This window comes from Streptomyces sp. NPDC018045, assembly GCF_044327445.1.
In the GTDB taxonomy this organism is placed as follows: Bacteria; Actinomycetota; Actinomycetes; order Streptomycetales; family Streptomycetaceae; genus Streptomyces.
In genome coordinates, this window is the sequence record NZ_JBIRFL010000002.1 from 52,180 (window position 1) to 74,241 (window position 22,062).

Annotated in this window: 17 protein-coding genes and 1 pseudogene; 6 read left to right on the forward strand and 12 right to left on the reverse strand. The window is 73.7% G+C overall.

The genetic code is table 11. From position 1 onward, the window contains the following. The first annotated feature begins 49 nt into the window (after window positions 1-49). Window positions 50-1,531: an amino acid permease gene (locus tag ACH4EB_RS04315; RefSeq protein ID WP_398345789.1), complete on the forward strand. Its 1,482-nt coding sequence runs from the start codon at window positions 50-52 to the stop codon at window positions 1,529-1,531. Here ACH4EB_RS04315 and rox read toward each other — a convergent pair. After that, a complete protein-coding gene (rox, locus tag ACH4EB_RS04320) occupies window positions 1,524-2,966 on the reverse strand; it encodes a rifampin monooxygenase (protein ID WP_398346409.1) in 1,443 nt (480 codons plus the stop codon). The genes ACH4EB_RS04315 and rox overlap by 8 nt on opposite strands. Before the next feature lie 396 nt (window positions 2,967-3,362). Here rox and ACH4EB_RS04325 point away from each other — a divergent pair, with 396 nt between their 5' ends. Both ACH4EB_RS04325 and ACH4EB_RS04330 read left to right on the forward strand, forming a co-directional pair. Beyond that, the gene (locus ACH4EB_RS04325; RefSeq protein WP_398345790.1) at window positions 3,363-4,190 is read left to right on the forward strand and encodes an enoyl-CoA hydratase family protein; all 828 of its coding nucleotides are present in this window, start codon (window positions 3,363-3,365) and stop codon (window positions 4,188-4,190) included. A gap of 2 nt (window positions 4,191-4,192) precedes the next feature. Continuing rightward, window positions 4,193-6,499: a bifunctional salicylyl-CoA 5-hydroxylase/oxidoreductase gene (locus ACH4EB_RS04330; protein ID WP_398345791.1), complete on the forward strand. Its 2,307-nt coding sequence runs from the start codon at window positions 4,193-4,195 to the stop codon at window positions 6,497-6,499. A 39-nt stretch (window positions 6,500-6,538) separates the two neighbouring features. Here the strand turns inward: ACH4EB_RS04330 and ACH4EB_RS04335 are convergent, their stop codons facing one another. Both ACH4EB_RS04335 and ACH4EB_RS04340 read right to left on the reverse strand, forming a co-directional pair. Then, window positions 6,539-7,525: a ScbA/BarX family gamma-butyrolactone biosynthesis protein gene (locus ACH4EB_RS04335; protein WP_398345792.1), complete on the reverse strand. Its 987-nt coding sequence runs from the start codon at window positions 7,523-7,525 to the stop codon at window positions 6,539-6,541. A 190-nt stretch (window positions 7,526-7,715) separates the two neighbouring features. Beyond that, on the reverse strand, window positions 7,716-8,312 hold the full coding sequence (locus ACH4EB_RS04340) for a ScbR family autoregulator-binding transcription factor (RefSeq protein ID WP_398345793.1): 597 nt from the start codon (window positions 8,310-8,312) through the stop codon (window positions 7,716-7,718). Window positions 8,313-8,513: 201 nt separating this feature from the next. Between ACH4EB_RS04340 and ACH4EB_RS04345 the strand changes: the two genes are divergently transcribed. After that, window positions 8,514-9,569, forward strand: a complete 1,056-nt coding sequence (locus tag ACH4EB_RS04345; RefSeq protein ID WP_398345794.1) for an MDR family NADP-dependent oxidoreductase — start codon at window positions 8,514-8,516, stop codon at window positions 9,567-9,569. Window positions 9,570-9,726: 157 nt separating this feature from the next. Here ACH4EB_RS04345 and ACH4EB_RS04350 read toward each other — a convergent pair whose 3' ends face one another. Further along, a complete protein-coding gene (locus ACH4EB_RS04350; RefSeq protein WP_398345795.1) occupies window positions 9,727-10,398 on the reverse strand; it encodes a TetR family transcriptional regulator in 672 nt (223 codons plus the stop codon). A gap of 424 nt (window positions 10,399-10,822) precedes the next feature. Here ACH4EB_RS04350 and ACH4EB_RS04355 point away from each other — a divergent pair, with 424 nt between their 5' ends. Then, on the forward strand, window positions 10,823-11,587 hold the full coding sequence (locus tag ACH4EB_RS04355) for an HAD family hydrolase (protein ID WP_398345796.1): 765 nt from the start codon (window positions 10,823-10,825) through the stop codon (window positions 11,585-11,587). A 13-nt stretch (window positions 11,588-11,600) separates the two neighbouring features. Here ACH4EB_RS04355 and ACH4EB_RS04360 read toward each other — a convergent pair whose 3' ends face one another. Further along, on the reverse strand, window positions 11,601-12,473 hold the full coding sequence (locus ACH4EB_RS04360) for a PaaX family transcriptional regulator C-terminal domain-containing protein (protein WP_398345797.1): 873 nt from the start codon (window positions 12,471-12,473) through the stop codon (window positions 11,601-11,603). A gap of 196 nt (window positions 12,474-12,669) precedes the next feature. Beyond that, window positions 12,670-14,349 carry an AMP-binding protein gene (locus tag ACH4EB_RS04365; RefSeq protein WP_398345798.1) on the reverse strand — a complete coding sequence of 560 codons (1,680 nt, stop codon included), beginning with the start codon at window positions 14,347-14,349 and terminating at the stop codon, window positions 12,670-12,672. 285 nt (window positions 14,350-14,634) lie between these two features. On the opposite strand from ACH4EB_RS04365, the gene ACH4EB_RS04370 reads away from it, so the two are divergent. Continuing rightward, complete coding sequence (locus ACH4EB_RS04370) at window positions 14,635-15,771, forward strand: acyl-CoA dehydrogenase family protein (protein WP_398345799.1); 1,137 nt, start codon at window positions 14,635-14,637, stop codon at window positions 15,769-15,771. Window positions 15,772-15,845: 74 nt separating this feature from the next. Here the strand turns inward: ACH4EB_RS04370 and ACH4EB_RS04375 are convergent. From ACH4EB_RS04375 to ACH4EB_RS04400, 6 genes and pseudogenes are all read right to left on the reverse strand, one after another. Further along, window positions 15,846-16,064: pseudogene (locus ACH4EB_RS04375) on the reverse strand (MmgE/PrpD family protein); the annotation flags it as partial. Between the two features lie 165 nt (window positions 16,065-16,229). Beyond that, window positions 16,230-17,075: an enoyl-CoA hydratase gene (locus ACH4EB_RS04380; protein WP_398345800.1), complete on the reverse strand. Its 846-nt coding sequence runs from the start codon at window positions 17,073-17,075 to the stop codon at window positions 16,230-16,232. Then, window positions 17,072-18,040, reverse strand: coding sequence for a 3-hydroxyisobutyrate dehydrogenase (gene mmsB, locus ACH4EB_RS04385; protein ID WP_398345801.1), 969 nt, complete (start codon window positions 18,038-18,040; stop codon window positions 17,072-17,074). The genes ACH4EB_RS04380 and mmsB overlap by 4 nt, the downstream gene beginning before the upstream one ends. Further along, on the reverse strand, window positions 18,037-19,149 hold the full coding sequence (locus ACH4EB_RS04390) for an enoyl-CoA hydratase/isomerase family protein (RefSeq protein ID WP_398345802.1): 1,113 nt from the start codon (window positions 19,147-19,149) through the stop codon (window positions 18,037-18,039). Before ACH4EB_RS04390 ends, mmsB begins: the two co-directional genes overlap by 4 nt. Further along, a complete protein-coding gene (locus ACH4EB_RS04395) occupies window positions 19,146-20,363 on the reverse strand; it encodes an acyl-CoA dehydrogenase family protein (RefSeq protein WP_398345803.1) in 1,218 nt (405 codons plus the stop codon). The genes ACH4EB_RS04390 and ACH4EB_RS04395 overlap by 4 nt, the downstream gene beginning before the upstream one ends. Before the next feature lie 5 nt (window positions 20,364-20,368). Next, a complete protein-coding gene (locus tag ACH4EB_RS04400) occupies window positions 20,369-21,868 on the reverse strand; it encodes a CoA-acylating methylmalonate-semialdehyde dehydrogenase (RefSeq protein ID WP_398345804.1) in 1,500 nt (499 codons plus the stop codon). Window positions 21,869-22,062: the final 194 nt, after the last annotated feature.

Here is a 22,062-nt window from a genome sequence, read left to right on the forward strand (position 1 = left end):
CGCACCACGCACCACGCACCACGCACCACCAGAGATGAGAACCACCCCCATGCCTCCGTCAGGTCCGTCCGGACTGCGCATCAAGTCCCCCGACGTCCTCGTCGCCGAATCCGGCGCGGATCTCGAAGGCCACGGCCTCCAGCGCACCATGGGGCTCTTCCAGCTCGTGTGCTTCGGCATCGGCGCCATCGTCGGCACCGGCATCTTCGTCGGCCTGTCCGACACCGTCGCCCGGTCCGGCCCCGCCGTCCTCGTCTCCTTCGTGCTCGCCGCGATCACCTGTGTCTTCACCGCCTTCTCCTTTGCGGAGCTGGGCGGCGCGATCCCGGTGTCCGGCAGCTCCTACTCCTACGCGTACGCCACGCTCGGCGAGCGCACCGCCTTCCTCGTCGGCTGGTGCCTGCTGCTGGAGTACGGCGTCTCCGTCTCGGCGGTCGCGGTCGGCTGGGGGCAGTATCTGAACGAGCTGCTGAACAGCCTCGTCGGTTGGCAGTTGCCCGCCGCCCTGTCCAGCCCGCCGGGTGACGGCGGCATCGTCAACGTCCCGGCCGTCGTGGTGATGCTGCTGGCCGCGGTGCTGCTGGTGCGCGGCATCCGCGAGAGTGCCCGCGCGACCGCCGCGATGGCGGTGCTGAAGCTGGCGATCCTGATCCTGTTCTGCGCCATCGCCTTCACCGCCTTCCGGGACGGCAACCTCACGCCGTTCGCCCCGGAAGGCATCGCCGGCATCACCTCCGGCGCCTCGGTCGCCTTCTTCTCCTACATCGGCTTCGACGCGATCACCACGGCGGGCGAAGAGGTGAAGAACCCGCGCCGGAACATCCCCGTCGCGATCATGATCTGCATCGGACTGGTCACCGTCCTGTACTGCGTGGTCGCGCTCTCCGCCATCGGCGCGCTCTCCGCCGACGAGGTCGGCGACAAGCCCGCGGCGCTGTCGCTCGTCGTCAACCAGGTCACCCACTCCGCCGTCGGCGGCGGCGTCATCGCCTTCGGCGCGGTCGTCGCCATCGCCTCCGTCGTCCTGGCCGTCATGTACGGGCAGACCCGCATCCTGATGTCGATGTCCCGCGACGGGCTCGTCCCGCGGATCTTCGAACGGATCTCGCCGAAGACCTCCACACCGGCCGCGGGCACCTGGATCGTCGCCGTGCTCTTCGCGATCCCGGCCGCGGTGGTCCCGCTGGACGTCGTCATGAACCTCACGACCATCGGCACGCTGGCCGTCATGGCCGTGGTCAACGTCAGCGTCATGGTGCTGCGCCGCACCCGCCCCCACCTGCAACGCCGCTTCCGGGTGCCGCTCTTCCCGGTCAGCCCGGTGCTCGGCATCGCCTTCTGCGGCTACCTGATCTACGGGACGGGCCCGGCGACCTGGCTGCAGTTCGCCGGTTTCCTGGCGGTCGGCGCGCTCGTCTACGCGCTCTACGGGCGGCGGCACTCCCGGCTGGGCCGGAGCGGCACGCGACCCGCGGACGAGGGGGACGGCGATACCCGGCCGGCCCCTCCGGCCGCCACCACTCCTAGCTGACGGCGGCGCCGAACCACTTCGGCAGCCGCTCCAGCAGCTCCCGCTGGTCCTCACCGGCCCACGCCACATGGCCGTCGGGCCGGAGCAGCACCGCGGGGACGTCCAGTTCCTCGCTGACGTCGACGACATGGTCGACCCGGTCCTCCCAGCCCGCCACCGAGAGCCGCCCGGTCTGGTCCAGCAGCAGCCCGCGGCCGCCGTGCGTCAGCTCGTAGAGCCGGCCCCGCTTCAGCTCCACGTCCCGCATCCGCCGGCCGAGCAGTTCGTGGCCCTCGCCGAAGTCGTACCGGACCCCGATCGCGGTGATCTTCTCGATCAGGTACCGGTTCACCTCCTCGAAGTCCATCAGTTCCGCCATCAGCCGGCGCACCGACCGCGGACCCGGCTCGGTGGACATCAGCGTCATCTGCGCGCGGGTGTTGTCCAGCACGTCGGCGGCCACCGCGTGCCGTTCGGCCTGGTAGCTGTCGAGCAGCCCGTCCGGTGCCCAGCCGTTGACCGCGGCGGCCAGCTTCCAGCCGAGGTTGAACGCGTCCTGCACGCCGAGGTTGAGCCCCTGTCCGCCGGTCGGCGGGTGGATGTGCGCCGCGTCGCCGGCCAGCAGCACCCGGTCGACCCGATAGCGTTCGGCCTGCCGGGTGGCGTCGCCGAACCGGGACAGCCAGCGCGGCGCGTGCACGCCGAAGTCGGTGCCCGCGACGGCCCGGAGCTGCCGCCGGAACTCCTCGAACGACGGCGGTACCGAGCGGTCCTCGGCCACCCCCTCGGCGGGAACGACGACGCGGTACCACCCCTCCCCGAGATGCCCCGCGCCGAACCGTAGCTGGGTCCTGCGGACTTCGGTCATCACCGCGTTCAGCGTCTCCGGCGACGCGGTCAGCCGCATCTCGCCCAGCAGCGTGTCGACCCTGGCGGGCTCGCCGGGGAAGCCGACGCCCAGCAGCTTGCGCACCGTGCTGCGGCCGCCGTCACAGCCGACGAGGTAGCGCGAGCGCAGCCGCGTGCCCACGGCCCCGCCGCCGGGGGCCAGCTCGACGGTCACCCCGTCCGCGTCCTGGCTCAGCCCGACCAGTTCGTGGCCGCGCCGGATCTCGACGCCCAGCTCGGTGGCGCGGTCGGTCAGCAGGCGCTCGGTGACGGTCTGCGGGATGCCGAGGACGTACCCGTGCGCGGTGTCCATCCGAGTGGGCCACGACGCGCCGATGCCCGCGAAGAAACCACCGGTCTCGTATCGCGTGCCGAGCGCGAGGAAGCGGTCCAGCAGGCCGCGCTGGGCCATCACCTCGATGCTGCGCACGTGCAGGCCGAGCGCGCGGACCACCTTGGTCGGTTCCGGCTCCCGCTCCAGCACGACCACGCGCACCCCGGCCAGCCGCAGCTCACCGGCCAGCATCAGCCCGGTGGGACCGCCACCGGCAATGATCACATCGATCAACACAACCACCATTTCCGCGGAATTTCGCCTTCGGCCGGTGATTGTGCGGCACGAAGGGGGCCTTGCGGCAAGGCCCCCGGTGCGCTATATGTTAAGAGTGGCAAGGAGTGGGTTCCCCTCCTTGCTCTTCTTTTTGTCCGTGAGCGGCGGACGCCCTCTTCGCGAACGGCCTTTCCGGAGACGGCCTTTTCCGCGCCTTTTCTCGGCCCCGAGCTTCTCCGTACCCCCGTGCCCCTTTCTGCTTCCTCGTTCTCCTCGTGCCCGTCGGCGGCCACCGGCTGTCGACGCCACCGGCCGGTTATCGCGCCCTCGTGACGACAGTCACATGACGGTGATAACTTCAAAGCTCGATCGCGTGTCTGCACCAGCCGTCCGGCTGAAGGGGGCAGTGGCCCGATGAGCCCGTTCACAGGTTCCGCCGGCACCACCGACGCATGGCAGCACATCCGCGTGACCAGGGGAGACGGCATCGTCACCGTCACCCTCGCGCGCCCGGACAAGCTCAACGCGCTCACCTTCGAGGCGTACGCCGACCTGCGGGACCTGCTCGCCGAGCTCTCCAGGGAACGGTCGGCACGCGCCCTCGTTCTCGGCGGCGAAGGCCGCGGTTTCTGCTCCGGCGGCGACGTCGAGGAGATCATCGGCGCCACGCTCGCCATGGACACCGCGCAACTGCTGGACTTCAACCGGATGACCGGCCAGGTCGTACGGGCCGTACGGGAGTGCCCGTTCCCCGTGATCGCCGCGGTGCACGGCGTCGCGGCGGGCGCCGGCGCCGTACTCGCCCTGGCCGCCGACTTCCGCGTCGCCGACCCCTCGGCCCGCTTCGCCTTCCTCTTCACCAAGGTGGGCCTCTCCGGCGGCGACATGGGCGCCGCCTACCTGCTGCCGCGCGTGGTCGGCCTCGGCCGCGCGACCCGGCTGCTGATGCTCGGCGAACCGGTCCGCGCCCCCGAGGCCGAACGCATCGGCCTGCTGAGCGAACTGGCCGAGGAAGGCCGCGCGGACGCCGCGTCCCACGCCCTCGCCCGGCGGCTCGCCGCAGGACCCGCGCTCGCCCACGCCCAGACCAAGGCGCTGCTCACCGCCGAACTGGACATGCCGCTGGGCGCCGCCGTCGAGATGGACGCCGCGACCCAGGCCCTGCTGATGACCAGCGCCGACTACGCCGAGTTCCACGCCGCCTTCACCGAGAAGCGGCCCCCGAAGTGGCAGGGGAAGTAAGGGTGGGCGCCCGGAAGGTGGCCGTCATCGGGGGCGGCCCGGGCGGCCTGTACGCCGCCGTCCTCCTCAAGCGCCTCGACCCGGAGCGCGACATCACCGTCTGGGAGCGCAACGCCCCCGACGACACCTTCGGCTTCGGCGTCGTCCTCTCCGACGAGACCCTCGGCGGCATCGAACACGCCGACCCGCAGGTGTACCGCGCGCTCCGGCGGGAGTTCGTCCGCTGGGACGACATCGACATCACGCACCGCGGGCGCACCCTGACCTCCGGCGGGCACGGCTTCGCGGCCCTCGGCCGCCGTACGCTGCTGCGCGTCCTCCACGAGCGCTGCCGCTCCCTCGGCGTACGGCTGCACTTCCGCACCCAGGCCCCGCCCGCCGCCGAACTCGCCGCCGGCCACGACCTGGTGATCGCCGCCGACGGTGTGCACAGCCTCACCCGCGCCGCACACGCCGACGTCTTCCGGCCGAGCGTCACCCCCCACCGCTGCCGCTACATCTGGCTCGCCGCCGACTTCGCCTTCCACGCGTTCCGTTTCGAGATCGCCGAGACCGAGCACGGCGTCGTCCAACTGCACGGCTACCCGTACGCCCGCCCGGACCCCGGGGCGGAGCACCCGGACGGCGCCGGCACCGTCATCGTCGAGATGCGCGAGGAGGTCTGGCGCCGGGCCGGTCTGGACCGCTGCGACGAGCGGGAGTCCGCCGAGTGGTGCGCCAAGGTCTTCGCCGACGCGCTGCACGGCCGTCCGCTGCGCTCCAACAACTCCGCCTGGACCGTGTTTCGCACCGTCGTCAACGAGCGCTGGTCCCACGGCCGTACGGTGCTGCTCGGCGACGCCGCGCACACCGCCCACTTCTCCATCGGCTCCGGCACCAAGCTGGCCGTCGAGGACGCCCTCGCGCTCGCCGCGTGCCTGGAGGAACACCCGGCCCTGCCGGACGCGCTGGCCGCGTACGAGGCCGAGCGGCGGCCCGTTGTCGCCTCCACCCAGCGGGCCGCCCGCGCCAGCCTCGCCTGGTTCGAGGAACTGGCGGAGTACGTCGGCCAGCCACCCCGCCGGTTCGCCTTCAACCTGCTCACCCGCAGCCGCCGGGTCACCCACGACAACCTGCGGCTGCGCGACCCGGACTTCGTCGCGGCGGTCGAGGAGGAAGCCGGCGTCCCGGCCGGCACCCCGCCCATGTTCACGCCCTTCCGGCTCGGCGGCCTGACCCTGCGCAACCGCGTAGTGGTCTCCCCGATGGACCTGTATTCCGCCGACGGCGACGGCACGCCGGGCGACTTCCACCTCGTCCACCTCGGCGCCCGCGCGCTCGGCGGCGCCGGGCTGGTGATGACCGAGATGGTCTGTGTCAGCCCCGAAGGCCGCATCACCCCCGGCTGTACAGGTCTGTACGCGCCGGAACACGAGACGGCCTGGCGCCGCGTCGCCGACTTCGTGCACGCGCGGTCCCCCGGCACCGCCATCGGCGTGCAGCTCGGGCACTCCGGCCGCAAGGGCTCCACCCGCCTCATGTGGGAGGGCATCGACCAGCCACTGCCGCACGGCAACTGGCCCGTCGTGGCGCCCTCCGCCCTCCCGTACCGCCCCGGCGTCAACCAGATCCCGCACGCCCTGACGGAGCCGGAACTGGCCGCCGTACGGGAGCAGTTCGCGCACTCCGCCCGGATGGCGGCGCGCGCCGGCTTCGACCTCCTCGAACTGCACTGCGCCCACGGCTACCTGCTCTCCGGCTTCCTCTCCCCGCTCACCAACCGGCGCACCGACGCGTACGGCGGTGACCTCGCCGCCCGGCTGCGCTTCCCGCTGGAGGTCTTCGACGCGGTACGCGCCGTCTGGCCCGCCGGCCGCCCCATGACGGTACGGATCTCCGCCACCGACTGGGCCGAGGGCGGCACCACCGCCGAGGACTCGGTGGAGATCGCCCGCGCCTTCGCCGCCCACGGTGCCGCCGCCATCGACGTCTCGACCGGCCAGGTCGTCCCCGATGAGCGCCCCGACTACGGGCGCTCCTACCAGGCCCCGTTCGCCGACCGCATCCGCAACCGGCTGGGCGTTCCGGTGATCACGGTCGGTGCCGTCTCCTCCTGGGACGACGTCAACTCTCTCCTCCTGGCCGGCCGCACCGACCTCTGTGCCCTGGCCCGCCCCCACCTCTACGACCCCCACTGGACCCTCCACGCGGCAGCCGAGCAGAACTACACCGGCCCGGGCGCCGCCTGGCCCCTGCCGTACCGCGCGGGCAGCCGCACCCCGCCCACCGGCCGCACGGACGCGCCCAAGCCGCGGCTGAGGCTGGGGTGAGGGGCGGGTGCCCGTCCCCGGCCCCCGGTCGTGGCCGGTTCAGCGGCCGGGGCGGCCGGCCGTGCGCGCCGTGAAGACCGGGCGGCCGTGCTGCTGGACGGTGATGTCCAGGAGGAGGCGGTGCCGGGCGTCGTGGCCGGCCGGGGTCACCTCGACCCAGCACGGGGCGTCCAGTTCGCCGTAGCGGTGGAAGGAGCACTCCATGGCGGCGGGGAGGGCGAAGGCGGGGCCCGCGGCGGCGTGCGCCGCCTGGCGGGCGGCCTCCACCATCAGCATGCCCGGGGCGTGGTCCACGGGGTGGTCGAAGAGCACCGGGTGCGCGGTGTTCACCCGCAACTGCCAGCGGTTGGCGCGGCCGGTGGGGGAGAGGACCACGTCGCCGGTACGGTCGCGGGCCACCAGGCGCGGGGCGACCGGCTCCGCCAGGGCCAGGGTGCGGGCGTTGGCCCGCTGCAGGTCGCCGTATTCACCGCGTAACCGTCGGTAGACGGCGGGCGTGTGGCAGGAGAAGTGCAGTTCCGCGGTGGCCAGGTCGGTGCCGCCGCGCAGGACGCGGTACCGCAGCCGCGCGCCGGCCGGCCGCCGGCCGCGGTGCAGCGGACCGTGGTCGGTGATGTGCAGTTCCACCTCGGCGGGCGAGCCGGTGACCCGCAGCGCCTCGGGGGTCAGGGAGTAGCGCAGGTCCTGCCAGATGATCGGGTGGTCGAGCGGCACGCCGTGCGCCACGTGGCTCAGCAGGATGCTCGCCTGCCGCACCGTCTCCACCAGCAGCATCGGGTCGTGCAGGCCGTCGACGGGGCGGTAGAAGCTGTGTGCGCGCGGCCATTGGGCGCGCACCACCCAGGTGTCGGCCCCCGCGCGGCGCCAGCCGGTCAGGAACACCTCGGACGCGGCGCTCCGGTGTACGTACTGCCGCGGTACGGTCGTCGTCAGCGGCGGCAGGTCCGAGAGGCTGCGGTGCTCCCGCCCGGCGGCCGGACGGCGGTCTGCTGCGGTGGACGGCGCGGTGAGCGTGGCGCTGGCCATGCGGGTTCCCTCCCTGGTGGCGGCTCACCTCGCTCGGACCGGGTGAGCCTCGGTGGCGGACCGACGCGGCCCAAGATACAAACCGGATGGTTTGTTTTCTAGTGCTTCCACCGGCTTTATTGAGGGAGAGGGGAAACGGCGCGGGGCGCCTGGAACGGCTGCCGCTGCGGGGAGTTGAGCAGGGGGTGCCTCAGGCCGCGGTCCGCACCGAGCGGCCGTGCGGGTCGAGATGGCTCAGCGCGCCCGGCGAGGCCAGCCCGGGAAGAATGTGCTTCCACAGGGCCGTGACGCGTTCGGGCAGGTCGTGACGGTTGGAGGCGGCGTGCGAGAAGAGCTGTACGCCCATGTAGGCCGACACGAAGAACTCCGCGGCCCGCTCCGGCACGATCGCCGGGAGCAGTTCGCCCTTCTCCTTGGCGTCGGCGAACATCGTCGTGACGATGTCGATCCAGGCCTGATACGGGACCAGTGGGTCGTCGGTGAACGTGGTCTCGACGGCGATCCGGGTGCCGGCCTGGAGCAGCGGATCGTCCCGCAGCGCCACCGCCACCCGGTGCGTGAAGTCGATGGCGTCCTGTAGCCGGGAGTCGGTGACCTGCGGAATGAAGGGGTCGGTCTGTTCCGCGATGACGGCGCGCGCGAGCGCGTCCTTGGAGGCGAAGTGGAAGTACAGGGCGCCCTTCGTCACACCGGCCCGCTGGATGATCTCCGCCATCGTGGCCGCTTCGTACCCGCGCGTGCCGATGACCTGGGCCGCCGCTTCGAGGACGGCACGCCGCGTGCGCACTGCGCGTTCCTGCTTGACCACCGATCGTCCTCCGTATGCTCTCTGGGGGGTGTCGTGCTGGGGGCAACCTTATGAGTCCGGTCTGTCAGTCTATTTTCGGCGCCCTAAAAAAGCCAACCATGCGGTATTGAAACCGGGTTGGGCGGCAGTACTCCGCCGTGTGTTCCGCCGGACCCCACCGACCTCACAGGAGCCTTCGTCTTGACCACGCCCCACGCCGTCCCCGAACCGTCCGCCGCTGCCGCCCCGGCCCTCCCCGCCACCCACCGGGAGGTGCGCCTCGCCGCCCGCCTCCGGGGAGCCCTCGGACCGGAGCACTTCACGCTCGCCGAGGCGCCGTTACCCGCCGCGGGCCCGGGCCGGCTGCTCGTACGCAACCGGACCATGACCGTGACCGCGGCGATGTGCTCGATGATGACCGACGCCGACCTGCCGATGCCGTCCTTCGTGCCGGGCGAGGCGCTGTGGGGACCGGCCGTCGGCGAGGTCGTACGGGCTTCCGGCGGCGGTTTCGCGCCCGGCGACCTGGTGGTGCACCCGTACGGCTGGCGGGAGTTCGCGGCCGTGGCGGAGGCGCAGGCCCAGCGCGTCGCACCGGGGGAGCTGCCCGACCCCGCCGCGCATCTGTCGCAGGGGGCCGTCGCCTGGGGCGCGTTGACCCGGGTCGCCCGGGTCGGGCCGGGCGACACCGTGTTCGTGACGGGGGCGGCGGGCGGCGTCGGCAGCGTGGCGGGGCTGCTCGCCAAGCGGCTGGGCGCGGCCCGCGTCATCGGCGGCACGGGCTCCGCGCACAAGATCCGGTGTCTCCGGGAGACGCTCGGCTACGACGACGTGGTGCTCCGTGGCACCGGGTCGGCCGAGGAGCAGCTCCGCCGCGCGGCGCCGGACGGCATCGACGTCCTGCTGGACCTCGTCGGCGGCGAGCAGTTGCGCGCGGCGCTCGCCGTGGCCCGTACCGGCGCCCGGTTCGCGCTGGTGGGCGCGCTCTCCGGGCAGTTGGGCGACGGCCCGGGCGTGGCGGCGCCGGTCGAGCTGGACTCCGCGCTCATGGTGACGCGCCGGGTCACGCTGCGGGGCTTCTCGCTGGTCGACCACCCCGACCTGCTCCGGGAGTGGACGCGGGAGTTCGGGCGCGGCCTGCGGGACGGCTCCCTGGTCTTCGCCCACACCCGCGTCCAGGGGCTCGACCGGGCACCGCGAGCCCTGTGCGAACTGACGCGGGGGAGCCATACGGGCGCGGTGCTGGTCGAGGTGTGAACGGGCCGGGCGTGGAGGGGTGGCGCGTGAACGGGCGGGGCCGGGCCGGAGCCGGGCGGGCCGGGCCCGGACGGGGCGGGTCCGAACGGGCCGGGGCCGGGCGGGTGGTGAGCCGCCGGGCCGTACCGAAGACGCGGCGCCGTGCCGGGGTGGGGCGTCAGTGGGCCGGTTCCGGTACGGACTCAGCCCCCGCACCCGCCGCACCCGCCGCACCCGTGCCGCTGGGCAGCATCTCCTCCCAGAGGTCCCTGACGACGTCCTTGTCCCACCACGTCCGGTCCTCCTGCCCCAGGTGCAGCAGGCCGACGACGAGCGCGGTGAGCAGCCGCGCGGAGCGCTGTGGCGCGTCACCGGGCGGCAGTTGCCCGGCTGTCTGGTCGGCCGTGGTCTTCTCCAGGAAGAGGGTGAACCACCGCTGTTCGAGGTGGGGTTCGGCGATGCCCGGCGCGGTTTCCGGGCGCAACTGGAGGCCGGCCCGTACGACGACGTCGGTGTCCACCCGGCCGAGCAGGGCGACCGCGAAGTCCCGTACGGCGGTGCGCGCCGGGTGCGGGGCGCGGGCCAGCTCGTCCTCCAGGATCCGTAACGCGCCGAGGGCCTCGTTCCGTACCGCGAAGGTGAGGTCTTCCTTGGACGCGAAATGGAAGTAGAGGGCCCCTTTGCTCAGCCGGGCGCGTCGGCTGATGTCGACCATGCCCGAGGCGGGCACGCCCTTCTCGGTGAAGGCCTCGGCGGCCGATCGGAGGAGAGCCTGCCGGCTTTGTATCGCTCGATGCTGCGTCGGCACAGTGTCCGTCCTGTCTCTGGTCCGGCTGTGAGGGCATCGCATTCTACATACGAAACCAACCATGCGGTTCGGAAACTGAACTGGGCAGTTACTGCTGTTACTCCAGTGATTTTCTGATGCGGATGGGGTGAATGGGTTTGCTGTTTGCGCCATGCCCCATCAGTTCGCTTTTCACCGAGGCAACGTGGGGAGTTGTGCCGGTCCGTACGGAGGGCCGCAGGGTGCATTGACAAACAGCGCAGACGGTTTTTAAATCTGGCGAAGGTGAGGCAGGGGAGGGGCCTCTCCCGGAGCAGATCACTCCGGCGCGAGCACGCCACTCCTGGACACCGGTGCGCACCGGCGCGTCCGCCGCTTCCCGGGTGGGCGCCGTCGGCACGTCTTCCCGCGTCCGGCGCCGCCGTCACGGACGGCGACCGGACCCATAGATGCCCAAGGCCCACAGGAAATCGGAAGGTGTCGAGCAATGCGTGATTCAGCGGGAGCCGTGCCACGTCCCGGGGGCGCCGCGCGGGCCGCGGTCGGCGAGACCATCAGGGCCGTCGTCTTCGATCTCGACGGAACCCTCGCCAACACCCTGCCGGCGATCAGCAGGCTGCTGGTCAAGGTCGCCTCCGAACAGGGCCGTTCGGTCACGTCCCGGCAGGCCGCCGCCGCGATCGGCAAGCCGCCGGGGCCGGCCTTCGGCAAGCTGCTCGGAAAGCCGGAGGACCACGACGCGGTGGTGGCCGCCATCGGCCGCTACCGCGAGCTGTTCGCGTACGAAGTGCTGCGCGAAGGGCCGCGGTTACTGTTCCCCGGCGTGGCCGCCGGGCTGTCCGCGCTGCGCGCCCACGGCATCGAGCTGGCCGTGGCGACCTCGAAGGGGACGCGCGGCGCCGAGGCCCTGCTGGACGTGCTGGGCATCCGCGACCTGCTGGGTCCCGTCATCAGCCAGGAGATGGTCCGGCACGGCAAGCCGCACCCGGAGATGGTGCTGCGGGCCACCGCCGACCTGGGGGTGGCGCCCTGGGAGAGCGCCTACGTCGGTGACACGGTCAGCGACATGCGGATGGCGGTCACGGCCCGTATGGAGCCGGTCGCGGTCACCTACGGGGTGGGCAGTTTCGGGGAGTTGGCGGCGGTGGCCGGCACCCGCATGTGCGGCTCGTTCAAGGACGTGGTCTCCACCATCGCCGCCGCCCGGCCGCGGCCGATGGCCGCCACCGCCTCCCACCCCAGGAGACGCTGACCGCGCGCCGGGGTCAGGCGCCGGCCGCCGCCCGGCCCGGCCCGTCGACCACCGTCCGTACGAAGCGCGCGCCCGCCGCCCGCAGCCGCGTGTGCAGCCGGCCGAAGACGTCCGCCGCGTGGCCGCCCGGCCAGTCCTCGGGCAGGAGGGGAGCGGGCAGGCCGGGGTCCGCGTAGGGCAGGCGGCGCCAGGCGTCGAGCGCCGGCAGGTAGGCGCGGTACGCCGCCTCGGGGGGTACGGGGCGGCGGCCCGACCAGTGGTGCAGCACCGGTTCGTGGGCGTCCAGGAAGGCGCGGTGCCGACCGGCCAGGGACGCCAGGTCCCACCAGCGCGCCACCGCGTCGGCGGTCGGCTCGAAGCCCGCGTGCGCGCCCGTGAACAGGTCGACGTACGAGGAGAGGTGCAGCCGGTCCAGGGTGTGCCGGGTCTCGTCGTACAGGTGGGACGGCGCGATCCACACACCGGGCGCGGCCGTGCCGAAGCCGAGCCGGGCCAGCCGGGAGCGCAGCAGGTGCCGCTTGTGCCGCTCCTGTTCGGGGACCGAGAAGACGGCCAGCACCCAGCCGTCCGACGGCGCGGGGGACGGCCGGCCGTAGATCCGCCGGTCGCCGTCGGCCAGGAGCTGGTGCGCCGCGTCGGACAGCCCGTACGCGGCGGCCCCCGACTCCGTACGGGCGGGGAGGAGCAGGCCACGGCGCTTGAGGCGGGAGACCGCCGAGCGTACCGACGGCGGATCGACGCCCAGTTCCCCGAGCAGCCTGATCAGCGCGGCGACCGGCACCGGGCCCGGCGGATCGCCCGGGTCGCCCTTCCGGCCGCGCCCGTACGCACCGTAGAAGGTGACGATCAGGGACCGCGGCGTGCCCTGCGCGTACTGGTCGCTCACGTGGTCGTTTCCCGCCTTGTCGTGCTCCGGTCCGCGGTCCCGGAACGCGGCGGGCCGGGTGGGCGCCAGCCGGGCCGTGGCCGCTCAGGGCGCGATCGTAGCCGCAGCCGTCGGAACCCGGTGCGGCAGGTACGGCAGGTGCGGCAGGTACGGACGGTGTGACGGCACCGCGGCCCGGCGCCGCGGGCGCCACCGGTCACGCCGGGCCTCCGGCACGGCCTTCCTCCGTACCACCGGCCGCCGTATCGCCGCCTCCCGTACCGCCGCCCCCCGTACCGTCCCCGCCCCGCAGCCGGAAGCGCTGGAGTTTGCCCGTCGGCGTCCGGGGCAGCGCGTCGTGGAAGACGATCTCGCGCGGGCACTTGTACGGCGCTATGGCCGCCTTGGTGAACTCGCGCAGCGCCGCCACCGTTTCCGCCCCGCGCGGCACCCCCGTGCGCAGCACGAGGTGGGCCACCACGACCTGGCCGCGCTCCGCGTCGGCCCGTCCGACGACCGCCGCCTCGGCGACGTCGGGGTGGCGCAGCAGCGCGTCCTCGACCTCCGGCCCGGCGATGTTGTACCCGGCCGAAATGATCATGTCGTCGGCCCGTGCCACATAGCTGAAGTAGCCGTCCGCGTCCCGCACATAGGTGTCGCCGGTGAGGTTCCAGCCGTCGCGTACGTACTCGCGCTGCCGCTCGTCCGCCAGGTAGCGGCAGCCCGTCGGGCCGCGCACCGCGAGCAGCCCCGGTGTCCCGTCCGGCACCGGCCGGCCGTCCGGGCCGACCACCCGCGCCTCGTACCCCGGTACCGGCAGCCCCGTCGTCCCCGGCCGGGCCCGCTCGTCGGCGGCCGAGATGAAAATGTGCAGCAGTTCCGTCGCGCCGATGCCGTTGATGATGCGCAGCCCGGTGGCCCGCTCCCACGCCCGCCAGGTCGCGGCGGGCAGGTTCTCGCCCGCCGACACACAGCGGCGCAGCGAGGAGACGTCGTGCTCCGCCAGTTTCGGCAGCATCACGCGGTAGGCGGTCGGCGCGGTGAACAGCACGGAGACGCGGTGCCGCGCCACATCGCGCAGCAGTTGCCCGGGCCCGCCCCAGTCGGCCAGGTACGCCGAGGCGCCGGCCCGCAACGGGAAGACCACCAGCCCGCCGAGCCCGAAGGTGAAGCCGAGCGGCGGACTCCCGGCGAACACGTCGTCCGGCGTGGGGCGCAGCACCTGCGCGGAGAAGGTGTCGGCGATGGCCAGCACGTCGCGGTGGAAGTGCAGACAGCCCTTCGGCCGCCCGGTGGTGCCGGAGGTGAAGGCGATCAGCGCGACGTCGTCGGCCGCGGTCGGCACCGCCTCGTACCGGCCGGGCCGCCGCCCGGCGAGCCCCAGCAGATCCTCGGGCCCGCCCCCGCCGTACGGGGTGATCCGCAGCCCCGGCACACCGGCCGCCGCCAGATCCCCGGTCACCCGTACGTCGCACAGCGCGTGGGTGACCCGGGCCGGGCCGCAGATCGCCGCCAGCTCGTGCGGGCGCTGCGCGGCCAGCACGGTCACGGCGACCGCGCCCGCCTTCATCACCGCCAGCCAGCAGGCGGCCAGCAGGGGAGTGGTGGGACCGCGCAGCAGGACCCGGTGGCCGGGCAGGACACCGAGGTCGCCGGTGAGGACGTGCGCGATGCGGTCCACCCGCTCGCGCAGTTCCCCGTACGTCCAGACCGTGCCGGACGCGTCCCGGAACGCCGGACGGGCGGCGCCCAGCCGCTCGATCGTGGCGTCGAGCAGTTCGGCGCCGCAGTTCAGCCGGGCCGGGTATCCCAGATCCGTGAGGCGCGGCCACTGGCCGGCCGGGGGGAGGTGGTCGCGGGTGAAGGTGTCGGTGTGTGCCGAAGGCGTCAGGTCCATGCCGGTGTGCCCCCTTGCGGACGACGGCGGGGCGGCTCGGAACAACCTGGACCTGCGCCGGAAGCGGCCGAAGGCGGCCGGGGTGCGACCGTGACGTGCTGGGGAAACCGTCCGGGTACTGCCGTGCCGGCCCGCCGTCAGCGTAACGTGTTGGTGACGGTGGTCAACAGAGCGCGATACGGCCCGGCGGCGCGGACCGTGCACGGAACAGCCACCGGCGCCGCCGCACCGCACCGCCCCGAGCGACCGCCCGGCCGGACCGGGCCCGAGACGAGGGAGCCGCCCGTGACCGCATTCGCGCTGGGACCGCAGGACCGGAACTGGTGCGCCGAACTGCGCGCCCTGGCCGCCGGACACCTGCGCCCGCTGGCGGAACGCGGCGAACCCGGCCGCGTCAACCGCCCCCTGGTGGCCGCCCTCGGCGAACTCGGCCTGCTGCGCCGGATGTTCCCCGCCGACGGCCCCGTCCGCGCCCTCGACCTGTGCCTGCTGCGGGAGTCACTGGCCCAGGAGTCGACCGGGGCCGAGACCGCGCTCGCGCTCCAGGGCCTCGGCACGTACCCGATTCTCCAGTCCGGTTCGGCCGCCCAGCGGGACCGCTGGCTGCCGGAGGTGGTCGCGGGCCGCGCGGTGGCCGCCTTCGCGCTCAGCGAGCCGGACGCGGGCTCCGACGCCGCCGCGCTCGCCCTCGCCGCCGCACCGGACGGCCCGCCGGGCGCCGGCCGCTGGCGGCTCACCGGCGAGAAGTGCTGGATCTCCAACGCGCCCGAGGCCGACTTCGCCACCGTCTTCGCCCGCACCGGCGGGGCGGGCGCCCGCGGCATCACCGCTTTCCTCGTGCCCGCCGACCGCCCCGGCGTGTCCGGCACCCCGCTGGACATGCTCAGCCCGCACCCGATCGGCACCCTGGCCTTCGACGGCGTCCCGGTCACCCGCGACGACGTGGTGGGCGAGGTGGACGGCGGCTTCGGCGTCGCGATGCGCACCCTCAACCTCTTCCGCCCGAGCGTCGGCGCCTTCGCGGTGGGCATGGCCCAGGCCGCCCTGGACGCCGCCCTCGCCCACACCGCGGACCGCACCGCGTTCGGCGGCCCGCTCAAGGACCTCCAGTCCGTCTCCCACCAGCTCGCCGAGACCGCCACCCGGATCGAGGCCGCCCGCCTCCTGGTCTACGCCGCCGCGGCCGCGTACGACACCGGCGCCCCCGACATCGCCAAACGCTCCGCGATGGCCAAACTCCTGGCCACCGAGACCGCCCAGCACGCCGTGGACACGGCCGTCCAGCTCCACGGCGCCCGCGCCCTGCGCCGCGGCCACCTCCTGGAACACCTCTACCGCGAGGTCCGCGCGCCGCGCATCTACGAGGGGGCGACGGAGGTCCAGCGGTCGATCATCGCCAAGGAGCTGTACCGGGAGGCGTGACGGGCGACCGCCCCGCGGGCGGGAGGGGGGAGTCGACGACGGCCGAGTCGAAGGCCGTGTACTGCTCGTGGCCGGGCCTGGCAGCGGGCGACGGCGACCGGGCGGCGGCGCAGCGAGGCCATGGCCACCGCGGTGTTGCCGACGCCCCGGTCGGCCGCCGTCGCCGCCGCGTCCGGGGCGAGGTCCGGGGAGTCCTGGGTGCCGGTGGCGACGGCCGCCGGCTTCCAGGCGAGCTGCTCCTCGCGCGGCAGCCGGGCGGCGCTGGGGTGGACACGTACCTGATGGCCGATCAGGGCTCCTCGGAGGCGGTGCGTGGCGCGGTGTCCTGTGCTGTCGATCCTGCCCCGCCGGGCGCCCGGCCGCTACCGGCGAGAGGGACGGCCGCCCCGCCGTCACCCCGGACCGGCGCCCGCCTGCGCCGTGTCCGGTGACCGACGGCCGGTGCGGCCCGCCCCCTGCTAACGGTGGGTGAACTCCGGCGCCCGCTTCTCCACGAACGCCGTCATGCCCTCCTTCTGGTCCGCGGTGGCGAACACCGCGTGGAACAGGCGGCGTTCGAAGCGGACGCCCTCGGCGAGGGTGGTCTCGAAGGCCCGGTTGACGGCCTCCTTGGCCATCATCGCGACCGGCGCGGACATCGCCGCCACCTGCCCGGCCACGGCAGCGGCCTCGGTCAGCAGATCGGCCGCCGGCACCACCCGCGAGACCAGCCCGGCCCGCTCGGCCTCCGCCGCGTCCATGGTGCGGCCGGTCAGGCACAGCTCCATCGCTTTGGCCTTGCCGACGGCGCGGGTCAGCCGCTGGGAGCCGCCGATGCCCGGGATGACGCCCAGCTTGATCTCCGGCTGGCCGAAGACGGCGGTGTCGGCGGCGAGCAGGATGTCGCAGAGCATCGCCAGCTCGCAGCCGCCGCCCAGCGCGTGCCCGGCCACCGCCGCGACCGTCGGCGTGCGCAGTGCGCCCAGCCGGTCCCAGGCGGTGAACCAGTCGCTGAGGTACATGTCCACGGATGACTGCGGCCGCATCTCCTTGATGTCGGCCCCGGCCGCGAACGCCCTCGCCGAGCCGGTGATGACGATGCAGCCGACCCCCGGGTCGCGGTCCAGTTCCTCGGCCGCCGTCACGACCTCGGTCATCACCCGGAGGTTGAGGGCGTTGAGCGCCTCGGGGCGGTTGAGGGTGAGGGTGGCGGTACGGCCGGTGCGCTCCACGAGGATCGTCTCGTACGGCCGCGTACGGCCGTCCGCGCGCGGGGCGGTCCCGGGGTGCGGGGTGGTGTCGGTGTGCGGGGTGGTGTCGGTCATGCGGGGGTCCCGTTCTGTTCGGTGGCCGGTGCTTGCGGCGTGCCGCCGGACCGCTGCCTGATCGTCCGGATGATCCCGGAGAAGTCCTCCGCCGCGCCGTCGCCCTCGGCGAACGCCGCGTACAACGCGGCCGCGCGCAGGCCGAGTTCCGCGTCCACACCGGCGGAGCGGACCGCGTTGGCGGCCAGGCCCAGGTCCTTGGCCATCAGCGGCGCCGCGAAGCCCGGCCGGTAGCCGTGGTCGGCGGGGCTGCCCGGCACCGGGCCGGGCACCGGGCAGTTGACGCTCAGCGCCCAGCACTGTCCGCTGGCCGTGGACGCCACGTCGTACAGGGCCTGGTGGGACAGGCCCAGGCGCTCGCCGAGGACGAACGCCTCGCTGACCCCGATCATCGATATGCCCAGGATCATGTTGTTGCAGATCTTCGCGGCCTGCCCGGCGCCCGCCGCGCCGCAGTGCACCGCCTTCTGGCCCATCACCGCGAACAGCGGCTCGGCCCGCGCGAACTCCGTCGCGTCGCCGCCCGCCATGAACGTCAGCGTGCCCGCCCCGGCCCCGACCACGCCGCCCGAGACCGGGGCGTCCAGGGCCTGGTGGCCGGCGCGTACGGCGGCCTCGTGGGCGGCGCGGGCGTCGGCCACGTCGATGGTCGAGCAGTCGATGAACAGGGTGCCGGGCCGGGCCGCCGCGAGCAGGCCCCCGTCCTCGTACAGGGCGAGGACGTGCTGCCCGGCGGGCAACATGGTGATCACCACGTCCGCGTCCGCCACCACCTCGGTCGCCGAACCGGCGGGCTCGACACCGGCCTCGGCGGCCGCCGCCAGCGCCTTCGGCGCGAGGTCGAAGCCGGCCACCCGGTACCCGGCCCGGACCAGGTTGGCGGCCATCGGCCCGCCCATGTTCCCGAGCCCGACGAACCCGACCGGGCCGGCCCCGCCGTTCCCGTTCCCCGTCGCCGCGCTCACCAGGGCACCTCCTGCGTACCGGCACCGTCGGCGAGCCCCAGGTCCCGGTCGCCGAGCGGTGCGAAGAACCGGGCCACGTCCTCGTCCGTGACCTCGGCGAGGGTGGCGGGGGACCAGCGCGGTGCGCGGTCCTTGTCGATCACCTGCGCGCGGATGCCCTCGACCAGGTCCGGCGAGGCCAGCGCCGCGCACGAGACGCGGTACTCCTGGTCCAGGACCCGCTCCAGCGGCCCCAGACCGCGGGCCCGGCGCAGCGCCGCCAGGGTGACCTTCAGCGAGGTGGGGGACTTGGCGAGGATCGTCTCGGCGGCCTCCTTGGCCTCCGGGACGCCGCTGCCGAGCAGCCGGTCCACGATCTCCTCGACGGTGCCGGCGGCGTAGCAGTGGTCGATCCACTCCCGCCGGTCCGCCAGTTCGCCCTCGGGCGCTTCCCGCACGTACCGGGGCAGCACCTCGGGCGCCGGGCCGGCGGCCAGGTCCGCGGCCAGCCGCTCGACCAGCTCCGACGGGACGAAGTGGTCGGCGAGCCCGCACAGCAGCGCGTCCCCGGCCCGCACCGGCGCCCCGGTCAGCGCCAGGTGCGTGCCCACCTCCCCGGGCGCGAGCGCCAGCAGATACGTACCGCCGACGTCCGGCACGAAGCCGATGCCGGTCTCGGGCATGGCGACCTTGGACCGCTCGGTGACGATCCGCACGCTGCCGTGCGCCGAGACGCCGACGCCGCCGCCCATCACGATGCCGTCCATGACGGCCACGTACGGCTTGGGGTAGCGCGCGATACGGGCGTTGAGCCGGTACTCGTCGCGCCAGAACGCGGCGGACGCGGCGCCGCCGCCGGACCGCGCGTCCTCATGGATGGCGCGGATGTCGCCGCCCGCGCACAGCCCGCGCTCACCCGCGCCGGTGATCACGACGGTCTCCACCGCGGGGTCGTGCGCCCACGCGGCCAGGGCCGCGTCGATCCGGCGCACCATGCCGTGGTCGAGGGCGTTGAGGGCCTGGGGCCGGTTGAGGGTCAGGTAAGCGGCCCGGCCTTCGGTCCGCAGCAGTACGGAGCTGTCGCGGGCGGCGTCCGGTGCCGAGCCGTCGCGTACGGGGTCGCCGGTCATCGGGTCGCTCCCGCCCCGGCCCCGGCGCGGGAGCCGCGGGCCGCCGCCCCGGTCAGCCCGCGGGCCACGATCACACGCATGATCTCGTTCGTCCCTTCCAGGATCTGGTGCACCCGAAGATCGCGGACGATCTTCTCCATGCCGTACTCACTCAGGTAGCCATAGCCGCCGTGCAGTTGCAGCGCACGGTCGGCCACGGAGTAGCCCGTGTCGGTGGCGAACCGTTTGGCCATCGCGCACAACTGCGGCGCCTGCGGATCGGCCCGGTCCAGAGCCTCGGCCGCCTGGCGCACCAGCGCGCGGGCGGCGGCCAGCTCCGTCGCCATGTCGGCGAGCCGGAACTGGAGCGCCTGCGCGTCCAGCAGCCGCCCCCCGAACGCCTCCCGGTCCGCCAGGTACGCCTGCGCCGCGTGCAGGGCGCTCTGCCCGCCGCCGAGGGAGCAGGCGGCGATGCCGAGCCGGCCGCCGTTGAGGCCGCTCATCGCGATGCGGAAGCCGTCGCCCTCGGCGCCGAGCCGCCGGTCCGCGGGGACGCGGACCTCGTCCAGGATCACCTGCCGGGTGGGCTGCGCGTTCCAGCCCATCTTCTTCTCGTTGGCGCCGAACGACAGGCCCGGGTCGTCCCGCTCGACGACGAACGCCGAGATGCCGCCCGGCCCTTCCTCGCCGGTACGGGCCATCACCACGTACACCTGCGCGGCCCCCGCACCGGAGATGAACTGTTTCACGCCGGTGAGCACATAGGCGTCGCCGTCCCGCACCGCCCGCGTGCGCAGCGCGGCCGCGTCGGACCCGGCGCCCGGCTCGGTCAGGCAGTAGCTGCCCAGATCCGCCATCGCGCACAGGCCGGGAAGCCAGCGGGCGCGCTGGGCGTCGTCGCCGTACCGGTCGATCATCCAGGCGACCATGTTGTGGATGGAGAGGTAGCCCGCGATGGACGGGCAGGCGGTGGCCAGCACTTCGAGGACCAGCACACCGTCCGCGCGGCCGAGCGCGGAGCCGCCGTGCTCCTCCCGTACGTAGATCCCGCCGAGCCCGAGTCCGGCGGCCTTGCGCAGCACGTCCACGGGGAAGTGCTTGTCCTGGTCCCAGGCCACGGCGTGCGGCGCGATGTGCTCCTGTGCGAAATCCAGTGTCGTCTCGGCGATGGCGAGCTGATCCGCGGTGAGCGAGGTCAGCGAGGCGGCCGTGGTGGCGGTGGTCATGACGCTCATCGTCCTCAGCCCATCGTCGGGATCGTGAAGCTCGCGCCCTCCTTGACCCCGGAGGGCCAGCGCGAGGTGACGGTCTTGGTACGGGTGTAGAAGCGGACCGCGTCCGGGCCGTGCTGGTTCAGGTCGCCGAAGCCGGACCGCTTCCAGCCGCCGAAGGTGTGGTACGCGACCGGTACCGGGATCGGCACGTTCACGCCGACCATGCCGGTGTTCACCCGGCGGCTGAAGTCCCGCGCGGTGTCCCCGTCGCGGGTGAAGACGGCCACGCCGTTGCCGTACGGGTGCTCCGTGGGCAGCCGCAGCGCCTCCTCGTAGTCCGCCGCCCGCACCACCGACAGGACCGGGCCGAAGATCTCCTCCTGATAGATCCGCATGTCCGGGGTGACCCGGTCGAACAGCGACGCGCCCGCGAAGAAGCCGTCCTCGTGGCCCGGCAGGCTGAAGCCCCGGCCGTCCACGACGAGTTCCGCGCCCTCCGTGACCCCGAGGTCGACATAGGCCCGGACCCGGTCCAGCGCGTCACGGCTGACCAGCGGTCCGAAGTCCGCGTGCGGGTCGTCGGAGCGGCCGATGCGCAGCGTGCCGATCCGCTCCTTGAGCCGGGCCACCAGCGCGTCGGCGGTCTCCTCGCCCACCGGTACGGCGACCGAGACCGCCATGCACCGCTCGCCCGCCGATCCGTACCCGGCACCGACCAGCGCGTCCACCGCCTGGTCGAGGTCGGCGTCCGGCATCACGATCAGGTGGTTCTTGGCCCCGCCGAAGCACTGGGCGCGCTTGCCGTGCGCGGCCGCCGTCGCGTAGATGTGTGCCGCGACGGGCGTGGAGCCCACAAAGCCGAGCGCCTCGACGCGCGGGTCCTCCAGCAGCGTGTCCACCGACTCCTTGCCGCCGTGGACGACGTTGAGGACGCCCGGCGGCAGCCCCGCCTCCAGGAACAGCTCGGCGAGCCGCGACGGCACGGACGGCGCCCGCTCGGACGGCTTCAGCACGAACGCGTTGCCACAGGCGATGGCCGGCGCGAGCTTCCACAGGGGAATCATCGCCGGGAAGTTGAACGGGGTGATGCCGGCCACCACGCCGATGGGACGGCGCAGCGAGTGCACATCGATGCCGGTCCCGGCGTTGTCGGTGAACTCGCCCTTGAGCAGGTGCGGAATCCCGGCGGCGAACTCCACCACCTCCAGGCCGCGCTGGAGGTCGCCGTGCGCGTCCGCGACCGTCTTGCCGTGCTCGCTCGACAGCAGCCGCGCCAGCGCGTCCCGCTCGCCCTCGACCAGGTGCAGGAACCTGAGCAGCACCCGCGCGCGCCGCTGCGGATTCCACTCGCCCCACTCCGGCTGGGCGGCCTCGGCGTCGGCGACGGCGGCCGTCGTCTCGGCCCGGTCCGCGAGCGGGACGCGGGCCTGCACCGTGCCGGTGTTCGGGTCGTACACATCGCCGTACGCACCCGATGTTCCCGGTGTGTGCTTGCCGCCGATGAAATGGGTCAGTTCTCGGACCATGGGGGGCCTGCTCTCGTCAGGTGAGATCCGGGGATGGCACGGCCGGGCCCACGGGCGGCGCGGATGACGCGCGGACCGTGGCGGGGCCGTGGGACGCGAAAGGCGCGAAACCGTCAGCGCGCGGGCGGTGCCGCGGGCCGGACCGGATCACCTGGGCTGTGGGTACGCACCGGTGCCATGCGTGTCTGCTCCAT

What these genes read in the sequence shown, in the direction of transcription:
- ACH4EB_RS04395 (WP_398345803.1), bottom strand. Translation starts at nt 20,363, where the DNA reads ATGAGCGTCATGACCACCGCCACCACGGCCGCCTCGCTGACCTCGCTC.
- ACH4EB_RS04400 (WP_398345804.1), bottom strand. Translation starts at nt 21,868, where the DNA reads ATGGTCCGAGAACTGACCCATTTCATCGGCGGCAAGCACACACCGGGA.
- ACH4EB_RS04350 (WP_398345795.1), bottom strand. Translation starts at nt 10,398, where the DNA reads ATGCGATGCCCTCACAGCCGGACCAGAGACAGGACGGACACTGTGCCG.
- ACH4EB_RS04365 (WP_398345798.1), bottom strand. Translation starts at nt 14,349, where the DNA reads ATGGACCTGACGCCTTCGGCACACACCGACACCTTCACCCGCGACCAC.
- ACH4EB_RS04335 (WP_398345792.1), bottom strand. Translation starts at nt 7,525, where the DNA reads ATGGCCAGCGCCACGCTCACCGCGCCGTCCACCGCAGCAGACCGCCGT.
- ACH4EB_RS04380 (WP_398345800.1), bottom strand. Translation starts at nt 17,075, where the DNA reads ATGACCGACACCACCCCGCACACCGACACCACCCCGCACCCCGGGACC.
- ACH4EB_RS04355 (WP_398345796.1), top strand. Translation starts at nt 10,823, where the DNA reads ATGCGTGATTCAGCGGGAGCCGTGCCACGTCCCGGGGGCGCCGCGCGG.
- ACH4EB_RS04315 (WP_398345789.1), top strand. Translation starts at nt 50, where the DNA reads ATGCCTCCGTCAGGTCCGTCCGGACTGCGCATCAAGTCCCCCGACGTC.
- ACH4EB_RS04325 (WP_398345790.1), top strand. Translation starts at nt 3,363, where the DNA reads ATGAGCCCGTTCACAGGTTCCGCCGGCACCACCGACGCATGGCAGCAC.
- ACH4EB_RS04390 (WP_398345802.1), bottom strand. Translation starts at nt 19,149, where the DNA reads ATGACCGGCGACCCCGTACGCGACGGCTCGGCACCGGACGCCGCCCGC.